General features: G+C 62.7%; 10 protein-coding genes. 1 reads left to right on the forward strand and 9 read right to left on the reverse strand.

Going from position 1 to position 19758, the window contains the following annotated elements; genetic code table 11:
- Nucleotides 1–41: 41 nt before the first annotated feature.
- The 5 genes from rpsJ to rpsL all read right to left on the reverse strand — a co-directional run bounded on the left by rpsJ (nucleotide 42) and on the right by rpsL (nucleotide 4626).
- Nucleotides 42–350 carry a 30S ribosomal protein S10 gene (gene rpsJ / locus M2427_RS10670; RefSeq protein WP_002712302.1) on the reverse strand — a complete coding sequence of 103 codons (309 nt, stop codon included), beginning with the start codon at nucleotides 348–350 and terminating at the stop codon, nucleotides 42–44.
- An 81-nt stretch (nucleotides 351–431) separates the two neighbouring features.
- Nucleotides 432–1622, reverse strand: a complete 1191-nt coding sequence (tuf, locus tag M2427_RS10675; RefSeq protein WP_280706228.1) for an elongation factor Tu — start codon at nucleotides 1620–1622, stop codon at nucleotides 432–434.
- Nucleotides 1623–1662: 40 nt separating this feature from the next.
- Nucleotides 1663–3735, reverse strand: a complete 2073-nt coding sequence (fusA, locus tag M2427_RS10680) for an elongation factor G (protein WP_280706229.1) — start codon at nucleotides 3733–3735, stop codon at nucleotides 1663–1665.
- 33 nt (nucleotides 3736–3768) lie between these two features.
- Nucleotides 3769–4239, reverse strand: coding sequence for a 30S ribosomal protein S7 (gene rpsG, locus M2427_RS10685; protein ID WP_041748231.1), 471 nt, complete (start codon nucleotides 4237–4239; stop codon nucleotides 3769–3771).
- A 15-nt stretch (nucleotides 4240–4254) separates the two neighbouring features.
- A complete protein-coding gene (gene rpsL, locus M2427_RS10690; RefSeq protein ID WP_007603006.1) occupies nucleotides 4255–4626 on the reverse strand; it encodes a 30S ribosomal protein S12 in 372 nt (123 codons plus the stop codon).
- A gap of 668 nt (nucleotides 4627–5294) precedes the next feature.
- Between rpsL and M2427_RS10695 the strand changes: the two genes are divergently transcribed.
- Nucleotides 5295–6542, forward strand: coding sequence for an NAD(P)/FAD-dependent oxidoreductase (locus M2427_RS10695; protein WP_280706232.1), 1248 nt, complete (start codon nucleotides 5295–5297; stop codon nucleotides 6540–6542).
- On the opposite strand, the gene M2427_RS10700 is transcribed toward M2427_RS10695, so the two are convergent.
- The 4 genes from M2427_RS10700 to rpoB all read right to left on the reverse strand — a co-directional run bounded on the left by M2427_RS10700 (nucleotide 6461) and on the right by rpoB (nucleotide 19315).
- Nucleotides 6461–8482, reverse strand: coding sequence for an ABC transporter ATP-binding protein (locus M2427_RS10700; RefSeq protein ID WP_280706233.1), 2022 nt, complete (start codon nucleotides 8480–8482; stop codon nucleotides 6461–6463). The two genes, M2427_RS10695 and M2427_RS10700, sit on opposite strands and share 82 nt — an antisense overlap.
- A 135-nt stretch (nucleotides 8483–8617) precedes the next feature.
- A complete protein-coding gene (locus M2427_RS10705; RefSeq protein WP_280706235.1) occupies nucleotides 8618–10672 on the reverse strand; it encodes an FAD-dependent oxidoreductase in 2055 nt (684 codons plus the stop codon).
- Between the two features lie 192 nt (nucleotides 10673–10864).
- Nucleotides 10865–15061 carry a DNA-directed RNA polymerase subunit beta' gene (gene rpoC, locus M2427_RS10710; protein ID WP_280706236.1) on the reverse strand — a complete coding sequence of 1399 codons (4197 nt, stop codon included), beginning with the start codon at nucleotides 15059–15061 and terminating at the stop codon, nucleotides 10865–10867.
- 129 nt (nucleotides 15062–15190) lie between these two features.
- Complete coding sequence (gene rpoB / locus M2427_RS10715; RefSeq protein WP_280706237.1) at nucleotides 15191–19315, reverse strand: DNA-directed RNA polymerase subunit beta; 4125 nt, start codon at nucleotides 19313–19315, stop codon at nucleotides 15191–15193.
- Nucleotides 19316–19758 lie beyond the last annotated feature (443 nt).

Consider the following 19758-nt stretch of genomic DNA (forward strand, 5'->3'; position numbering starts at 1 on the left):
CTGTTCTTTCTGTCCGCTAATCGCGAACGTGATCCAAAATCTTAGAGCTTGATCTCGACGTCGACACCGGCGGCCAGGTCGAGCTTCATCAAAGCATCGACGGTCTGCGGGGTCGGATCGACGATGTCGAGCAGACGCTTGTGAGTGCGCATCTCGAACTGTTCGCGGCTCTTCTTGTCGACGTGGGGCGAACGGTTGACGGTAAACTTCTCGATGCGGGTGGGCAGCGGAATGGGTCCGCGGACCTGCGCACCGGTGCGCTTCGCCGTGTTCACGATCTCGCGGGTCGACGTATCGAGGATACGATGGTCGAACGCCTTGAGACGGATGCGAATATTTTGGCCGTTCATTGCCGTGGTCTCTCTTCGTTGGGTGGCGAATAGCGAATAGCGAATGTCACCACTCGCTATTCGCCGTCCCTATTCTCGTAATTACTCGATGATCGAAGCGACGACGCCGGCGCCGACGGTGCGGCCGCCTTCGCGGATCGCGAAGCGGAGCTTCTCTTCCATCGCGATCGGCACGATCAGGTGCACTTCCATCGCGATGTTGTCGCCCGGCATCACCATCTCGGTACCTTCCGGCAGATGCACGACACCGGTCACGTCGGTGGTGCGGAAGTAGAACTGCGGACGGTAGTTGGTGAAGAACGGGGTGTGGCGACCGCCCTCTTCCTTGGTGAGGATGTAGGCCTCAGCCTTGAACTTGGTGTGGGGCTTGACCGAACCCGGCTTGCACAGCACCTGGCCGCGCTCGACGTCTTCGCGCTTGGTGCCGCGGAGCAGCGCACCGATGTTGTCGCCAGCCTGGCCCTGATCGAGCAGCTTGCGGAACATTTCGACGCCGGTGACGGTGGTCTTCTGGGTCGCACGGAGACCGACGATCTCGATTTCCTCGCCGACCTTGACGATGCCGCGCTCGACACGGCCGGTAACAACGGTACCGCGGCCCGAGATCGAGAACACGTCTTCAACCGGCATCAGGAACGGCTGGTCGATCGGACGCTCCGGCTGCGGAATGTACGCGTCGACCTGCTTCATCAGCTCGAGGATGGCGTCATGGCCGAGCGCCTTGTCGGAATCTTCGAGAGCGGCGAGCGCCGAGCCCTTGACGATCGGGATGGTGTCGCCCGGGAATTCGTACTTCGAGAGCAGCTCGCGGACTTCGAGCTCGACGAGCTCGAGCAGCTCCGGATCGTCGACCATGTCGCACTTGTTCAGGAACACGACCAGCGCGGGAACGCCGACCTGGCGGGCGAGCAGGATGTGCTCGCGGGTCTGCGGCATCGGGCCGTCAGCAGCCGACACGACCAGGATCGCACCGTCCATCTGGGCGGCGCCGGTGATCATGTTCTTCACGTAGTCGGCGTGGCCGGGGCAGTCGACGTGGGCGTAGTGGCGGTTCGGCGTCTCGTACTCGACGTGCGCGGTCGAGATGGTGATGCCGCGCGCCTTCTCTTCCGGCGCCTTGTCGATCTGGTCGTACGCGGTGAACGTTGCACCGCCGGCTTCGGCGAGAACCTTGGTGATCGCCGCGGTCAGCGACGTCTTGCCATGGTCGACGTGACCGATGGTACCGATGTTGCAGTGCGGCTTGGTACGTTCAAACTTTGCTTTGGCCATTTGACTCTCCGTTCAATCGTCAGTTCGAGACCGACGACAATCAGGCAAACTTCTTCTGGACTTCCGCCGACACGTTAGCCGGCGCTTCTGCGTAGTGATCGAATTGCATGGTGAAGGTCGCGCGACCCTGGCTCATCGAGCGCAGGTTGTTCACGTAACCGAACATGTTCATGAGCGGCACCATCGCGTTGATGACGTTGGCGTTGCCGCGCATGTCCTGTCCCTGGATCTGACCGCGCCGGGAATTCAGGTCGCCGATGACCGAACCGGTGTAGTCTTCCGGGGTCACCACTTCGACCTTCATGATAGGCTCGAGCAGGACGGACTTGCCCTTCTGCAGCGCTTCGCGGAAAGCCGCGCGCGATGCGATTTCGAAGGCGAGCGCCGACGAGTCAACGTCGTGATACTTGCCGTCGACGAGCTGAACCTTGACGTCGACCACGGGGAAGCCCGCGACCACGCCAGAGCTCATCACGCTGTTGAGGCCCTTTTCGACGCCGGGGATGTATTCCTTCGGCACCGCGCCGCCGACGATCTTCGACTCGAACTCGTAGCCCTTGCCGGGCTCGTTCGGCTCGACGACGATCGAGACTTCGGCGAACTGACCGGTACCACCGGTCTGCTTCTTGTGGGTATACTTGACCTCGGCCTTCTTGGTGACGCGCTCACGGAACGCAACCTGGGGCGCGCCGATGTTGGCGTCGACCTTGTAGGTACGGCGGAGGATGTCGACCTTGATGTCGAGATGGAGTTCGCCCATGCCCTTGAGGATGGTCTGGCCGGACTCCTGGTCGGTCGAGACGCGGAAGGACGGATCCTCCGCAGCGAGCTTGGCCAGCGCCACGCCCAGCTTTTCCTGGTCGGCCTTGGATTTCGGCTCGATCGCAATCTCGATGACCGGCTCGGGAAATTCCATCTTCTCGAGGATCACCTGCTTGTCGGGATCGCACAGCGTGTCACCGGTGCGCGCTTCCTTCAGGCCGGCCAGCGCGACGATGTCGCCGGCATAGGCTTCCTTAATGTCTTCGCGGTTGTTCGCATGCATCAAGAGCATGCGCCCGATGCGCTCCTTCTTCTCGCGGGTCGAGTTCACGACGCCGGTGCCGCTCTGCAGAACGCCGGAGTAGATGCGGCAGAAGGTGATGGTGCCGACGAACGGGTCGTCCATGATCTTGAACGCGAGCAGCGCGAGCGGCTCCTTGTCGTCCGCCTTGCGCAAGACTTCGTTGCCGGCATCGTCGGTGCCCTTGATCGCAGGCACGTCGATCGGCGACGGCAGGTAGTCGACGACGGCGTCGAGCAGCGGCTGCACGCCCTTGTTCTTGAAGGCCGAGCCGCACAGCACGGGGTAGAACGCACCGGTCAGCACTGCCTTGCGGATCAGGCGCTTCAGGGTCGCCTCGTCGGGCTCCTTGCCATCGAGGTAAGCGGCCATGGCGTCGTCGTCGAGCTCGACGGCAGCTTCCACCATCTTCTCGCGGTATTCCTTGGCCTGATCGACCAGGTCTTCCGGAATGTCGACATAGTCGAACTTCGCGCCGAGCGACTCGTCGTTCCAGACGATGCCCTTCATCTTCACGAGGTCGACGAGACCCTTGAAGTTGTTCTCGGCACCGATCGGAAGCTGAATCGCGATCGGCTTGGCGCCGAGGCGGTCGACGATGTCGGCCAGGCACTTGAAAAAGTCGGCGCCGGTCTTGTCCATCTTGTTGGCGAAGACGATGCGCGGAACCTTGTACTTGTCGCCCTGGCGCCAGACGGTCTCGGTCTGGGGCTCGACGCCCTGGTTCGAGTCAAGCACGCAGACGGCGCCGTCGAGCACGCGCAGCGAACGCTCGACCTCGATGGTGAAGTCGACGTGGCCGGGGGTGTCGATGATGTTCAGGCGCTTGCCGTTCCAGAACGCGGTGGTGGCAGCCGAGGTGATCGTGATGCCACGCTCCTGCTCCTGCTCCATCCAGTCCATCGTCGCGGCACCTTCGTGCACTTCGCCGATCTTGTGGCTCTTGCCGGTGTAATAGAGGATGCGCTCGGTCGTCGTCGTCTTGCCGGCGTCGATATGCGCCATGATACCGAAGTTACGGTAGTCCTCGATGGCATGTTGGCGGGGCATGGGGTGTTCCTTGCGAGTCCGTTTGTTTCGCCGTTACCAGCGATAGTGCGAGAAGGCGCGGTTGGCTTCCGCCATCCGGTGCACGTCTTCACGCTTCTTGACGGCGTTCCCGCGGTTGTTCGATGCGTCCAGGAGCTCAGCCGAGAGCCGCTCGGTCATCGTCTTCTCGTTGCGCTCGCGCGCGGCAGAGATCAGCCAGCGGATGCCCAGGGCCTGACGGCGCACCGAGCGAACTTCGACCGGCACCTGGTAGGTCGCGCCACCAACGCGACGGGAGCGAACCTCGATCGTCGGCATGACGTTTTCGAGTGCCTGCTCGAACACGCCGAGGGGGCTCTGCTTGGTCTTGGCTTCGATGAGACCGAACGCACCGTAGACGATGCCTTCGGCGACCGACTTTTTGCCGGCGTACATCACCGAGTTCATGAACTTCGTGACGATGATGTTCCCGAACTTCGGATCGGGAAGAACTTCGCGCTTTTCCGCTGAGTGGCGACGAGACATTGAGCTGGTTCCCGCTTACTTCGGACGCTTCGCGCCGTACTTCGAACGACGCTGCTTACGGTTCTTGACGCCCTGGGTATCCAGAACGCCGCGGAGGATGTGGTAGCGCACGCCGGGCAAGTCCTTGACGCGACCGCCGCGGATCATCACCACCGAGTGCTCCTGAAGGTTATGGCCCTCACCCGGGATGTAGCCGATCACCTCGAAACCGTTGGTCAGACGCACCTTGGCGACCTTACGAAGCGCCGAGTTCGGCTTCTTCGGAGTCGTGGTGTAGACGCGCGTGCAAACGCCGCGCTTCTGCGGCGACTGCTGCAGCGCCGGCACCTTCTTGCGCGACTTCTGCACTTCACGCGGTTGAGCGATCAGCTGGTTGATCGTCGGCATCCTGGCCTTACCCTTTGTTATCGCAGCCCCTTGCGGACCTGCTGTCTTGCCGCAGCCCGTTACCGGGGCCACAAATTCTTGTCGCGCTACCCGCTCGACGGGGCCACCCCGCACGGAACAATCCGCACAAAGCGAAATCGCGCCAACCGCTCATCGCTGAGTGGAAAGCGCTTCGACGCCACAGAGGACCGCAGTATTGAGGCCGATCAGCGTGAAGCCGCGGCCCGCGCACTGGGGTCATGCATCCGAATTCGGTCTCAGGAGAACTTGCTCGAGAGGCCTAAAATCGCACTGGCATTGCCTAGCTATTATCGACAGCGTCTGAGCGGCATTCGTCGAGGTTGGTGCCCGTTTGAGCGATCCCTGGGGATCAACGGGTGGCCCGTTCCGACGTTGGCAATGCTCACCGCCTGTCGTTAAGTGAGGCGCTTTCTATAAGTGGGAATCGCTCAAGTCAAGGCGAAACCACAGTCAGGACGCGCTTCTCGCGCCTCGGGAAATTGCTTGCTTGGCTCCCTCGCCGCGCCTCCCGGATATGGGAGCGAAGCCCCGGTTCCGCGAGCCCCCAGACCAATTTATACCCGGAAGAAATATACTTTTATATCCCGCGCTAAGGCTTTTTTTCCTCTTGTCGCGTCAATCTGCCGCCTTCGGCAGAGACAAGCGCCATGCGGTACACCGATGTTGCCATCATTGGCGGGGGACTTGCCGGCTCGACCGCCGCCGCGATGCTCGGGCGCGCCGGCATTTCAGCTGTTATGATCGACCCGCACGAGACCTATCCGGCCGATTTTCGGGTCGAAAAACTCAGCGGTTACGACCAGGTCGAGCGATTCCGGCGGACGGGAATCGCCGACTCAGTGCTCCGCCGCGCGACCTTCTCCGGCGAGAACTGGATCGCACGATTCGGCCGCCTCCTCGACAAGGCGCCGAGCCGGCAGTTCAACATCCTCTATGATTCCCTTGTTAACGCGATCCGCGACGAGATCCCCGACGCTGTCGAGCGCGTCTGGACCAAAGCGATATCGATCGAAACCAGTCCGGAGCGGCAGAGAATCACGCTCGCCAATGACGAGACGATTTCGGCCCGTCTGGTCGTCCTTGCCAACGGCCTGAATGTCGGCCTGCGCCACCAGCTCGGTATCATCAGGAACATCGTCAGCGCCTGCCATTCGATCTCGATCGGGTTCGATATAGCGCCGGCCGGCCGGAATGCGTTCGACTTCCCGGCGCTGACCTATTTCTCCGAGCGGCCGAGCGACCGCATCCCCTATATCTCGTTGTTTCCGGTCGGCACGCGGATGCGGGCCAATCTGTTCGTTTATCGCGGCTTCGACGATCCCTGGCTGCGCGAATTCCGCCGCGCCCCGGCCGAGACGTTGAACACCGCTCTGCCGCGGTTCAAGCGTATTGCCGGCGCTTTTGACATCGTCGGCGAGGTGAAGATCCGCCCGGTCGATCTCTATGTGAATGATGCAAGCCATCAACCGGGCCTGGTGCTGGCGGGCGATGCCTTCGCCACCTCCTGCCCGGTCGCCGGCACCGGCTGCGACAAGGTATTCACCGACGTGGAGCGGCTCTGCAACGTCCACATCCCGCAATGGCTGGCGTCCGACGGGATGGATGCGGACAAGATCGCGGCCTTCTACGCCGATCCCGTCAAGCGGGCCTGCGATGAATGGTCGTCGGCGAAAGCCTTCGGCTTCCGCTCGGTGTCGATTGCGACGAGCCCCTACTGGACCGCACAGCGCTGGGCGCGTTTCATGGCGTGGTCGACCCAGGGATTATTGCGGCGGCTGGGAGGCGTGTTCCATCTGGAGCCGAACTTCCTCGGTCACTCCTCGTCCTCATCATCCTCGTCGAGGTCGTCCTCATCCTCGTCGTCTTCGTCGTCATCGCTGTCGTCGTCCGCCTGAACGGCCGCGCTGTGCGGCTGATGGATCTGGTCGTTCCACAGCTTGCGGTAGGCGCCGTTCTTGGCGAGCAACTCGGCGTGCGAGCCCCGCTCGATCGCCCTGCCCCCTGAAATCACGATGATCTCGTCCATCTCGACCACCGAGGTCAGGCGGTGGGTCGACCAGATCATGGTTCGGCCCTTGGCGACCTTCAGCAACGTGCGATTGATCGCGGCTTCCGTGGTCTGGTCGAGCGCCGACGTCGCTTCATCGAGCAGCAGCACGGACGGATTGCGGATGATCGCGCGCGCGATCGCGATGCGCTGGCGCTGGCCGCCCGACAGCGTATCACCACGCTCACCGACCGGCGTGTCATAGCGCTGCGGCAGACTCATGATGTAGCGGTGGATCTCCGCCTTCTTGGCGGCCTCCTCCACCTCCTCGTCGCTCGCGCCTTCCTTGCCGAGCCGGATGTTCTCGCGGATCGACATGTTGAACAGCATGTTCTCCTGGAACACCACCGCCATGCTCCGCCGCAGCGATTCCAGCGTAACCTTGCGCACGTCGACGCCGTCGATGGTGACGCGTCCCTCGTCTGGAACGTAGAGCCGCAGGATCAGATTGAGCAGCGTGCTCTTGCCGGAGCCCGAGGGACCGACGATGGCGATGCTCTTGCCGACGTTGAGCTTGAGGCTGAGATTGTCCAGCACCGGCGTCTGGCCGCCCTCGTACTGGAACGTCACGCGGTCGAAGGTGATGTCGTGGGCGATGCGCGGCAGATCCGGCGCGCCGGGACGATCGGCTCCGCGCGTGGGCTCGTCGAGCAACTCCTGGATATGGCGGATCGCGGCGGCCGAGGAGATCGACACCGGGATGAAGTGCATCACGTGAGCGATGTTGTAGGAGACCTCCCAGAATGCGCTCTCGAAGGTGACGAAGGTTCCGATCGTGATCTGGCCCTTGGTCGCGAGATAAGCGCCGATCGCGAGCACCACGAGGTGCAACAGCAGCACCGAGATCGTGACCGTCCGCTCCACCATGGTCGACAGGAACCCGGCAGCCGCAATCCTGTTGCGGGTCTCGTCGTTGCGGAAGGTGAAGAAACCGAACATCTTGCGTTGCAGGCTGAACGCCTTGATCACGGCCTGCGCCGCCACGTTCTCCTGCACCATGCCGAGCAGCGCGCTTTCGTTGAGCTTCTGCTCGTAATTGGCCTGCACCGCTTTCGGCGTCAGGATACGCGGACCGATCAGCGTGATCGGAAACACCAGCAGCGCCACGACCGCGAGCTGCCAGTTGAGGAACAGCATCAGGATGATGCCGGCGATCAATTCCAGGAACGGCAGCGCGGCGCTGTTGGCAAAGGTCTTGACCGAGCCTTCAAAGGCCGAGAGGTCGACCGAAAAGCGCGACAGGATCTCGCCGCGCTTGGTGCGGCCGAAATAGGCAGCGGGCAGGTCCTGGACGTGCTCGAACAGGCGCTTGCGGACGTCCGAGATGATGCAGGCCGCCAGCCGCGCGTCCCAGCGCTCGTACCAGACCGCGACGATCGAGGTGAAGATGCCGGCGCTGGCGAGGACGCCGAGGATCTTGTACAGCGCCTGGAAATCCTCCTCGCCGAGCGCATCGTCGATCAGGTATTTCAGGCTGAGCGGCATGATGACGTTGAACAGCGTCTCGACCAGAACGCCGAACGCCACGTAACCGAGGATGCGCTTGTAGTTGGACAGGAAGGGCTTGACGAAACCGAGGATGGTCGCGAGCGCGCCGGCGGCTTCGCGCGCCGTAAAGACGACGAGGTCCTCCTCATCGTCGTCGTCGAGCTCCAGCTCGTCGTCGTCCTCGTCTTCCTCGTCGTCTTCCAGCTCGGGCTCGGTGCCGGCGGCGAGCTTGTCCTCGAGCTCTTCCGCCTCTTGCGCGGCGAGCTTCTGTTTGTCGGGAGTGAGAGGCCTGGACGCCATGAAACCAACCGATACTGACGGCCGGCATGACCGCAGAGAGAGCAGGGAAATAGCGGAGCACCGCTACTGCCACCGAGTCTATGCGATCAGGATGAATTCGGCAAAGCAATTGGCGAATTCATCCGCTCTATGATGCTAGTCGTCGTCTTCGTTCTCGACCTTGTCGAAGAAGGAATAGCGCAAGGAGTCGGCGTCGGCATACCACTGGCCCGGGCCCTTGTTGGCGGCGAGCGTCACGGTCCAGAGCGCGTCGGCGCAGTCCTTGCGGTGCATCGACAGATCGAAGCCGTTGCCGAAGAACAGCTCGGACCATTCCCACCAGGTGCCGAGCTTCTTGACGCCGCGCAACAGGTCATAGCGATCGATCACGACCGACGCCATGTCCGAGGTGATCGAGCCGAACACGAGGCCGGTCTTGACCACGCGGTTCAGCTCGCGAATCGCACGGACCACCTGCTTCGGGGCAACGTGGCAGAGACTGGTCTCGAACACGTAGTCGAAGCTGCCGTCCTTGAACGGCATGTCGGTGATCGAGCCGAGCTTGTTGTACTTCTTCAGCGCCTTCGGCGTCTTGGCATGAATCGCGCGGTTGTTCTCGATGCCCCAGGCATCGATGCCGCGATCGCGCAACGCGCCGACCAGCTCGCCGCTGGCGGAGCCCGCGACCAGCAGCTTGGTGCCCTTCACCTGGTCCCAGACGATGCCAATCAGCTTGGTCAGATAATCGGGGTCGGTGAAGTGGTGCCATGCCTCGCTGTAGGGACCGAGGCCGCGATAGTTCTCGAAATAGTCGCGATCGATCTTGTTGGAAACCGGCTTGCCTTCCTGCTCGCGGCGCAGCCGCATCATCTCGGTGAGGATGATGTCGGTCGCGGCATCCGAGGAGTCGAGCAGGCCGTTCAGCGTGGAGTCGAACAAATAGTCGCCGACCACGACGATGCCTGGGTGTTCCTTCGGCTCGGGCCGGTGATTGGTCATGACGTCGCGCACCGGCAGTCCGCCCGGTATCGCGTTCACCGACGACAGCCAGCGGTGGATCTTGCCTTCCATGAAATGCGCACGCGCATCGCCGAGCGAGGCCGGCAGCGATTTCAGCGCGGCATCGATCAGCTCCTGGTCCGAGAGATTGGCGAAAGCCAGCGCATCGGAGCCGGGAATCAGCCAGTTCAGCACGCCGTGCTTGCCAACGTCGTGACGCGCACCCTCGTTGTAGACGCAGCAGCCGCCGAAGGCTTCCGACATGAACCAGGCGCCGGAAATCTTGTCGCCCCAGTATGGAGCGTCGAACAGGATCGAGACGCGCAGGTAATGCGCGGGACGGTCGAAATAAGCGACATGCTTGACCATGGACTTGCGCAGCTGCTCGCCTTCCCACCCCATCGTGGCAAGCCAGGAGTGCGGCAGGCAGACCAGCACGAGATCGAAGTCGCGCGTCTCCGGCCCCTTCCCGTTCATCATCTTCAGCTGATAGCGGCCGGTCGGCGCCTTGCCGACGGCGAGCACGCGATGATTGAGCTGGATGTCGGCGTTGACCTCCGACTGCAGGCATTCGATCAGTTGCTCGTTGCCGTTCTGGATCGAGTAGAGGCCGATATAGCCGTCGACATCCATCAGATAGTTCTTGAGCGCGTTCAGGCCGTTGGTGTTGTGGCTTTCGGTCGCGATGTCCGAGCGCGCCATCACCTTGAAGAATCGCTTTGCGGTCTCGTCCTCGACCTCCTCGTCGAGCACCTGCTCGGCGGTCTTGTAGGCCCAGGGGTTCTCGTTGTCGTGCGCGCCGACGCCTTCGTAATATTCGACCGGCGACAGCTCGTCGGCGCAGCGCTGGCGGAACGCTTCGATCGCGGCCGCGGTCTTGGCGCCGTATTTGCGGCGCATGCCGGCGACGTCGTCGAGCAGCTCGCCGCCGAACTGGACCTGCTCGGCGTCCATCGGTATAGTCTGCAGGCCGAAATGCTGGATCAGCTCGCGCAGCGGATCGGGACCCGTCATCGAGTAGTCGTAGATCTCCGCGACGCCGGCCTCGTACATCGCCGGCGCTGAATCGAATTTGCGCGTGACGATCTTGCCGCCGAGCCGATCGGAGGCCTCATAGATCGTGACGCGGCAGAGGTCGCCGAGCTTACGCTTCAGGTACCAGGCGCTCATCAGCCCGCCGGGGCCGCCGCCTACGATTGCGAGATCAAGCATGTGAGTTCCGTGGTCTCCGGCCCTGCCCCCGTCACGGGACCACCGGTCTAAACTCCCCTAGCAGAAGCGCTTTTCTGACTGAAGGGAAGATGAACAAAGGTTGGTTCTGCACCGCAGCAAGCAAAGAAAGCAGCAAAAAGGCCGGCTTGCGCCGGCCTTTTCATTGTCCTCGGTATTCCTACGGATGATCTATTATTCCGCGGGCGGCAGCGCAGGAAGCTCGGCTTCCGGCGCGGGTGACACGACGGACTGCTGCTTCTCGCGCTCGTCCAGGATCATCTTGTCGCGCTTCACAGCGACTTCGCGGATCTTGGCCATGGAGGCGCCGGTGCCCGCCGGGATCAGCCGGCCGACGATGACGTTCTCCTTGAGACCCTCGAGCGGATCGACCTTGCCGTTGACCGCCGCTTCGGTGAGGACGCGGGTGGTCTCCTGGAACGAGGCCGCCGAGAAGAAGGAGCGGGTCTGCAGGCTCGCCTTGGTGATGCCGAGCAGAACCGGCGTCCCCGTGGCAATCTTCTTGCCCTCTTCCTTGGCCTTCTCGTTGAGCGCGTCGAACTCGATCTTGTCGACCTGCTCGCCGGAGATCATGTCCGTGTCGCCCTGGTCGGTGACTTCCACCTTCTGGAGCATCTGACGGACAATCACCTCGATGTGCTTGTCGTTGATGAGCACGCCCTGAAGCCGGTAGACCTCCTGGATTTCGTTGACCAGGTAGGCCGCGAGCTCCTCGATGCCCTTGACCGCAAGGATGTCGTGCGGCGCCGGGTTGCCTTCCACGATGAAGTCGCCCTTTTCGACAACGTCGCCATCCTGAAGGTGGATGTGCTTGCCCTTCGGGATAAGGTACTCGCGCGCCTCTTCGGTCTTGTCCATCGGCTCGATCGAGATGCGACGCTTGTTCTTGTAGTCGCGTCCGAACCGGATGGTGCCCGCGATTTCGGCGATGATCGCCGCATCCTTCGGACGCCGTGCCTCGAACAGTTCCGCCACCCGCGGCAGACCGCCGGTGATGTCACGCGTCTTGGCGCTCTCGGTCGAGACACGGGCGAGGATGTCACCCGGGTTGACCTTGGCTCCGACGTCGACCGACAGAATGCCGTCGACCGACAGCATGTAGCGGGCATCACCGCCACGAGCGAGCTTGAGCACCTTGCCGTCCTTGCCCTTGACCACGATGGCCGGACGGAGGTCCGCGCCGCCGCGGCTCGAGCGCCAGTCGATGACCACGCGCTTGGCGATACCGGTAGCCTCGTCCAGGGTTTCCGTGATGGACTGCCCTTCGACCAGATCCTCGAAGCCGATGCTGCCTTCCACCTCGGTGAGAAGCGGACGGGTGTAGGGATCCCACTCGACGATGCGCTGGCCACGCTTGACCATGTCGCCCTCGTCGACGTGCAGGCGCGCGCCGTACTGGATACGGTGCGTCGCACGCTCGGTGCCGTCGGCATCGACGATCGCGATCACCATGTTGCGCACCATCGCAACCAGGTGACCTTCGCTGTTGCGGGCGATGGCCTTGTTCCTGATCACGATCTTGCCGTCGAAATTGGCTTCGACGAAAGACTGCTCGTTGAGCTGCGCCGCACCACCGATGTGGAAGGTGCGCATGGTCAGCTGGGTGCCCGGCTCGCCGATCGACTGCGCCGCGATAACGCCGACGGCTTCGCCGTGGTTGACCGGCGTGCCGCGGGCAAGATCGCGGCCGTAGCACTTGCCGCAGATGCCGTTGACGAGTTCACAGGTCAGCGCCGAACGGATCTTCACCTCCTGCACACCACCCTGCTGGATGGCGTCCAGATGGCTCTCTTCCATCAGCGTATCGCGCTTGATGATCACCTTGCCGGAGCTGTCACGGATGTCTTCGCAGGCCGTGCGTCCGAGGATGCGCGAACCGAGCGAAGCGACCACGGTGCCGGCATCGACGATGGCGCGCATCTTGATGCCGAGCTTGGTGCCGCAGTCGGACTGCGTGATGATGCAGTCTTGCGCGACGTCGACCAGACGACGGGTCAGGTAGCCGGAGTTCGCGGTCTTCAGCGCGGTGTCCGCGAGGCCCTTACGGGCGCCGTGAGTCGAGTTGAAGTATTCGAGAACCGACAGGCCTTCCTTGAAGTTCGAGATGATCGGCGTCTCGATGATCTCACCCGACGGCTTGGCCATCAGGCCGCGCATGCCGGCGAGCTGGCGCATCTGGGCCGGCGAACCGCGGGCACCGGAGTGAGCCATCATGTAGATCGAGTTGATGTCGGCATCGGCTCCACTCGCCGTCTTCTTGGTGGAGGAGATCTCCTTCATCATCGCCTTGGCGATTTCTTCGGTCGCCTTCGACCAGGCATCGACGACCTTGTTGTACTTCTCGCCGTGCGTGATCAGGCCGTCGTTGTACTGCTGCTCGAAATCCTTCGCCAGCGTACGGGTGGTGTCGACGATCTTCCACTTGGAGTGCGGCACGACCATGTCGTCCTTGCCGAACGAGATGCCGGCCTTGAACGCGTTGTAGAAGCCGAGCGCCATGATGCGATCGCAGAAGATCACCGTCTCCTTCTGACCGCAGTGACGGTAGACCTGGTCGATGACGCCCGAGATCTCGCGCTTGGTCATCAGCTTGTTGATGATCTCGTACGAGATGCGCGGGTTCTTCGGCAGCAGATTGCCCAGCATGACGCGGCCGGCGGTGGTCTCGATCCAGCGCTTGGAGATCTTGCCGGTCTCGTCCATGCCTTCCCACCGGTACTTGATCTTGGTGTGGAGGTGGATGACCTTCGCGTGCAGGGCGTGCTCGAGCTCGGCCATGTCGCCGAACAGCTTGCCCTCGCCGGGCAGGCCTTCACGCATGATCGAGACGTAGTAGAGACCGAGCACGATGTCCTGCGACGGGACGATGATCGGCTGGCCGTTCGCCGGATGCAGGATGTTGTTGGTCGACATCATCAAGACGCGCGCTTCCAGCTGCGCTTCGAGCGACAGCGGAACGTGCACGGCCATCTGGTCGCCGTCGAAGTCGGCGTTGAACGCCGAGCAGACCAGCGGGTGAAGCTGGATCGCCTTGCCCTCGATCAGCACCGGCTCGAACGCCTGGATGCCCAGACGATGCAGCGTCGGCGCGCGGTTGAGCAGCACGGGATGCTCGCGGATCACCTCGTCCAGGATGTCCCAGACCTCGGGCCGCTCCTTCTCGACCAGCTTCTTCGCCTGCTTCACGGTGGTGGACAGGCCCTTGGCGTCAAGCCGCGAGTAGATGAACGGCTTGAACAGCTCGAGCGCCATCTTCTTCGGCAGGCCGCACTGATGCAGGCGCAGCTCGGGACCGACCACGATCACCGAACGGCCCGAATAGTCGACGCGCTTGCCGAGCAGGTTCTGACGGAAACGACCCTGCTTGCCCTTCAGCATGTCGGCGAGCGACTTCAGCGGGCGCTTGTTGGCACCCGTGATGACGCGGCCGCGGCGGCCGTTGTCGAACAGCGCATCGACCGCTTCCTGAAGCATGCGCTTCTCGTTGCGGATGATGATGTCGGGCGCGCGCAGCTCCATCAGCCGCTTCAAGCGGTTGTTGCGGTTGATGACGCGGCGGTAGAGGTCGTTGAGGTCCGAGGTCGCGAAGCGACCGCCGTCCAGCGGCACCAGCGGACGCAGGTCCGGCGGGATCACGGGAACGACAGTCAGGATCATCCATTCCGGCTTATTGCCGGAGTGGCGGAAGGCCTCGACGATCTTCAGGCGCTTGGCGAGCTTCTTGTGCTTGATGTCGGAGTCGGTCTCCTGCATCTCGGCACGCAAGCTGAGCTCGAGCTTCTCGAGGTCCATGCCCTTGAGCAGCTCGCGGATCGCCTCAGCGCCGATCATGGCGGTGAAGGAATCCTGGCCGTACTCGTCCTGCGCCTTCAGATACTCGTCTTCCGACAGCAGCTGGCGATCCTTGAGCGCGGTGAGACCCGGCTCCAGCACGACGTAATATTCGAAGTAGAGGATCCGCTCGAGATCCTTCAGCGTCATGTCGAGCAGGAGGCCGATGCGCGAGGGCAGCGACTTCAGGAACCAGATGTGGGCAACCGGCGCCGCGAGCTCGATATGGCCCATGCGCTCGCGCCGGACGCGCGACAGCGTGACCTCGACCGAGCACTTCTCGCAGATGATGCCCTTGTACTTCATGCGCTTGTACTTGCCGCACAAGCACTCGTAATCCTTGATCGGCCCGAAGATGCGCGCGCAGAACAGGCCGTCGCGCTCGGGCTTGAAGGTACGGTAGTTGATGGTCTCCGGCTTCTTGATCTCGCCGTAGGACCAGGACAGAATCTTCTCCGGGGACGCGATCGAGATCCGGATCTGGTCGAAGACCTGAGCCGGAGTCGTCGGGTTAAAGAGATTCATAATTTCTTGGTTCATCGTCTTCTCCTCGCGTACCGGTCGCCTCCGGCCGCAAATTCGAAAATCACTTAAGCGGGGCGCCCTGCCCTCAAGGCATCGGGAGGGGCGCCAATGCCCGGCCGCGAAGGCCGGGCATGAAAGGTCGCGTTACTCGGCCGCTTCCGACGTCGACGCCGGTCCCACCTTGGAATTGTGCAGGTCGACGTTGAGGCCGAGCGAGCGCATTTCCTTGACCAGCACGTTGAACGATTCCGGAATACCGGCCTCGAAGGTGTCGTCGCCGCGTACGATCGCCTCGTACACCTTGGTACGGCCGGCGACGTCGTCCGACTTCACGGTCAGCATCTCCTGGAGCGTGTAGGCCGCGCCGTAAGCTTCGAGCGCCCACACTTCCATTTCGCCGAAGCGCTGGCCGCCGAACTGCGCCTTGCCACCCAGCGGCTGCTGGGTCACGAGCGAGTACGGACCGATCGAACGCGCGTGGATCTTGTCGTCCACGAGATGGTGCAGCTTGAGCATGTAGATGTAGCCCACCGTCACCTTGCGATCGAAGGCGTCACCGGTGCGGCCGTCATAGACGGTCGACTGACCCGAAGCGTCGAGACCGGCAAGCTTCAGCATCTCCTCGATGTCGCTCTCCTTGGCACCATCGAACACCGGCGTCGCAATCGGCACGCCGCGGCTCAGATTGTGGCCGAGTTCAAGCAGCTCGTTGTCGTTGAGCGTCTTGATGGTCTCGTCCTCGCCGTAGACCTTCTTCAAGGTCTCCTTCAGCGGCCTGATGTCCTGCTTCGACAAATAGGCATCAACCGTCTGGCCGATGCGCTTGCCGAGGCCGGCGCACGCCCAGCCGAGATGGGTCTCGAGGATCTGTCCGACGTTCATGCGCGAGGGCACGCCCAGCGGATTGAGCACGATGTCGGCGTGCGTGCCGTCTTCGAGGAACGGCATGTCCTCGATCGGCACGATCTTCGACACCACGCCCTTGTTGCCGTGGCGGCCGGCCATCTTGTCGCCGGGCTGGATCTTGCGCTTCACCGCGACGAAGACCTTGACCATCTTCATCACGCCGGGCGGCAATTCGTCGCCGCGCTGAAGCTTCTCGACCTTGTCGAGGAAGCGCTGCTCGAGCCCCTTCTTCGACTCGTCGTACTGCTTCCGCATGGCCTCGATCTCGGCCATCAGCTTGTCGTTCGGCGACGCGAACAGCCACCACTGCGACTTCGGGTACTCCTCGAGCACCGCGCGGGTGATCTTGGTGTCTTTCTTGAAGCCCTTGGGGCCGGCAATGCCCTGCCGCCCCTCGAGGAGCTCGGCAAGACGGTTGTAGACGTTGCGGTCCAGGATCGCCTGCTCGTCGTCGCGGTCCTTGGCCAGACGCTCGATCTCTTCCCGCTCGATCGCCAGCGCACGCTCGTCCTTGTCGACGCCGTGGCGGTTGAACACGCGGACTTCCACGATCGTGCCCTGCACGCCGGGCGGAACGCGCAGCGAGGTGTCGCGAACGTCGGAGGCCTTTTCGCCGAAGATGGCGCGGAGGAGCTTTTCTTCCGGCGTCATCGGGCTTTCGCCCTTCGGCGTGATCTTGCCGACCAGGATGTCGCCGGCGCGCACTTCCGCACCGATGTAGACGATACCGGCTTCGTCGAGGTTCTTCAGCGCTTCTTCCGAGACGTTCGGAATGTCGCGGGTGATTTCCTCAGGTCCGAGCTTGGTGTCGCGGGCCATCACCTCGAATTCTTCGATATGAATTGAGGTAAACACGTCTTCCTTCACGATCCGCTCGGAGAGCAGGATCGAGTCTTCGAAGTTGTAGCCGTTCCACGGCATGAACGCGACGAGCACGTTCCGGCCGAGCGCGAGCTCGCCGAGATCGGTCGACGGACCGTCAGCGATGATGTCGCCCTTCTTGACGATGTCGCCCACCTTCACCAGCGGACGCTGGTTGATGCAGGTCGACTGGTTCGAGCGCTGGTACTTCATCAGACGATAGATATCGACGCCCGACTTGGTCGGATCGAGATCTTCGGTGGCGCGGATAACGACGCGGGTCGCGTCGATCTGGTCGATCACGCCCGAACGGCGCGCCGCGATCGCAGCACCCGAGTCACGCGCAACCACGCCTTCCATGCCGGTACCGACGAACGGCGCCTCGGCGCGAACCAGCGGCACCGCCTGGCGCTGCATGTTCGAGCCCATCAGCGCGCGGTTGGCGTCGTCGTTCTCGAGGAACGGGATCAGCGCCGCGGCGACCGAAACGAGCTGCTTCGGCGACACGTCCATGTAGTCGACCTTGTCGGGCGTCATCGGCACGACGTCGCGGGTGCCGCTGGCGCGGCAGACCACGAGGTCTTCGGTGAAGCGGCCCTTGGCGTCAACCGGCACGTTGGCCTGAGCGACCGAATAGCGGCCTTCTTCCATCGCCGAGAGATACACGACCTCGTCGGTGACGCGGCCGTCCTTGACCTTGCGATACGGGGTCTCGACGAAGCCGTACTTGTTCACGCGCGCGAAGGTCGCGAGCGAGTTGATCAGACCGATGTTCGGGCCTTCCGGCGTTTCGATCGGGCAGATACGGCCGTAATGCGTCGGATGCACGTCGCGCACTTCGAAGCCGGCGCGCTCGCGGGTCAGACCGCCCGGTCCAAGCGCCGAGAGACGGCGCTTGTGGGTGATTTCGCTGAGCGGGTTGGTCTGGTCCATGAACTGCGAGAGCTGCGAGGAGCCGAAGAACTCGCGCACGGCGGCAGCCGCCGGCTTCGCGTTGATCAGGTCCTGCGGCATGACCGTGTCGATGTCGACCGAGGACATGCGCTCCTTGATCGCGCGCTCCATGCGCAAGAGGCCGATGCGGTACTGGTTCTCCATGAGCTCGCCGACCGAACGCACACGGCGGTTGCCGAGATGGTCGATGTCGTCGATCTCGCCCTTGCCGTCGCGCAGGTCCACCAGCGTCTTGATGACGCAAAGGATGTCTTCCTTGCGCAGCGTGCGCTGGGTGTCGGGCGCATCGAGGTCGAGGCGCATGTTCATCTTGACGCGGCCGACCGCGGAGAGGTCGTAACGCTCGGCGTCGAAGAACAGCGACTGGAACATCGCCTGCGCCGAATCCAGCGTCGGCGGCTCGCCCGGACGCATCACGCGGTAGATGTCGAACAGCGCGTCTTCACGCGTCATGTTCTTGTCGGCCGAGAGCGTGTTGCGGATATAGGGACCGACATTGACGTGGTCGATGTCGAGCAGCGGCAACTCCTTGTAGCCGTGCTCGTTGAGCGCCTTCATCGACTTGTCGGTGATTTCCTCACCGGCTTCGGCGTGGATTTCGCCGGTCTTCGGGTTGACGAGGTCCTCGGCCAGATAGTTGCCGACGAGCTCCTCATCCGACAGACGCAGCGCCTTGAGCCCCTTCTCCTGGAGCTGGCGGGCGGCACGGACGGTGAGCTTCTTGCCGGCCTCGAGCACGACCTTGCCGGTGTCGGCGTCGATCAGGTCGTTGACGGTCGAGTAGCCGCGGAAACGGTTGGCGTCGAACGGAACGCGCCAGCCTTCCTTGGTCCGCTTGTAGAGGATCTTCTTGTAGAACGTGGACAGGATCGCCTCGCCGTCGAGGCCGAGGGCGAACATCAGCGACGTCACCGGAATCTTGCGGCGACGGTCGATACGCGCATAGACGATGTCCTTGGCGTCGAACTCGATGTCGAGCCAGGAGCCGCGATACGGGATCACGCGGGCAGCGAACAGCAGCTTGCCCGACGAATGGGTCTTGCCCTTGTCGTGGTCGAAGAACACGCCCGGCGAACGGTGCATCTGCGAGACGATGACGCGCTCGGTGCCGTTCACGATGAAGGTGCCGTTCATCGTCATGAGCGGGATATCGCCCATGTAGACGTCCTGCTCCTTGATGTCCTTGACCGACTTCGCACCGGTTTCTTCGTCGATATCGAACACGATGAGGCGCAGCGTCACCTTGAGAGGAGCCGCGAAGGTCATGCCGCGCTGGCGGCACTCGTCGACGTCATACTTGGGCTGCTCGAATTCGTAGCGGACGAATTCCAGCATCGAGGTGCCCGAGAAGTCCGAGATCGGGAACACGGAGCGGAACACGGCCTGCAGGCCTTCGTCGAGACGACCGCCCGCGGGCTCATCGACCATCAGGAACTGGTCATAAGACGCCTTCTGAACCTCGATGAGGTTCGGCATCTCGGCGACTTCCTTGATGTGTCCGAAAAACTTGCGAACGCGTTTGCGACCGGTGAATGTCTGCTGCGCCATCGTGGCCTCTCATTTTCGTCGCCCGCTCTGGGCGAACCGTCCGGGACGCGGCTGCCGCCGCTCCCCGGGTTGAATTTTTCGAACCCGCTTTGGGGGCCGGAGACTCAGTTTCAGGCGGGAATGTCCTGAATCTGTTCTTCAGACCTTCAAAACGCAAAACGACGCGCGGGGCGCATAGGCACGCCCGCCCGTCACAACGATCGTCTTCACGGACTGCAAAAGCCCGAAATAGCCTGCTCTCCCAACGGCTTACAGGGAAATCTGGCATCCCCGCCCACCGCGCTTTCGTGCTGCCGACCCGATATGGGGCGACAATAGTTCAGATTCGAGGGTTAAACCCTCAAATCCCCACACTTTTTCGTGTTTAGCCTGCGTCGGGACGATCCGTCGCACGCCTTTTGCATCTGGCCTCGGTCTTTCCGATCGTCATGGCCGGGCTTCAC

It is taken from the genome of Bradyrhizobium sp. BR13661 (assembly GCF_029892425.1).
Lineage (GTDB): Bacteria > Pseudomonadota > Alphaproteobacteria > Rhizobiales > Xanthobacteraceae > Bradyrhizobium.

What these genes read in the sequence shown, in the direction of transcription:
- rpsJ (WP_002712302.1), bottom strand. Translation starts at nt 350, where the DNA reads ATGAACGGCCAAAATATTCGCATCCGTCTCAAGGCGTTCGACCATCGT.
- tuf (WP_280706228.1), bottom strand. Translation starts at nt 1,622, where the DNA reads ATGGCCAAAGCAAAGTTTGAACGTACCAAGCCGCACTGCAACATCGGT.
- fusA (WP_280706229.1), bottom strand. Translation starts at nt 3,735, where the DNA reads ATGCCCCGCCAACATGCCATCGAGGACTACCGTAACTTCGGTATCATG.
- rpsG (WP_041748231.1), bottom strand. Translation starts at nt 4,239, where the DNA reads ATGTCTCGTCGCCACTCAGCGGAAAAGCGCGAAGTTCTTCCCGATCCG.
- rpsL (WP_007603006.1), bottom strand. Translation starts at nt 4,626, where the DNA reads ATGCCGACGATCAACCAGCTGATCGCTCAACCGCGTGAAGTGCAGAAG.
- M2427_RS10695 (WP_280706232.1), top strand. Translation starts at nt 5,295, where the DNA reads ATGCGGTACACCGATGTTGCCATCATTGGCGGGGGACTTGCCGGCTCG.
- M2427_RS10700 (WP_280706233.1), bottom strand. Translation starts at nt 8,482, where the DNA reads ATGGCGTCCAGGCCTCTCACTCCCGACAAACAGAAGCTCGCCGCGCAA.
- M2427_RS10705 (WP_280706235.1), bottom strand. Translation starts at nt 10,672, where the DNA reads ATGCTTGATCTCGCAATCGTAGGCGGCGGCCCCGGCGGGCTGATGAGC.
- rpoC (WP_280706236.1), bottom strand. Translation starts at nt 15,061, where the DNA reads ATGAACCAAGAAATTATGAATCTCTTTAACCCGACGACTCCGGCTCAG.
- rpoB (WP_280706237.1), bottom strand. Translation starts at nt 19,315, where the DNA reads ATGGCGCAGCAGACATTCACCGGTCGCAAACGCGTTCGCAAGTTTTTC.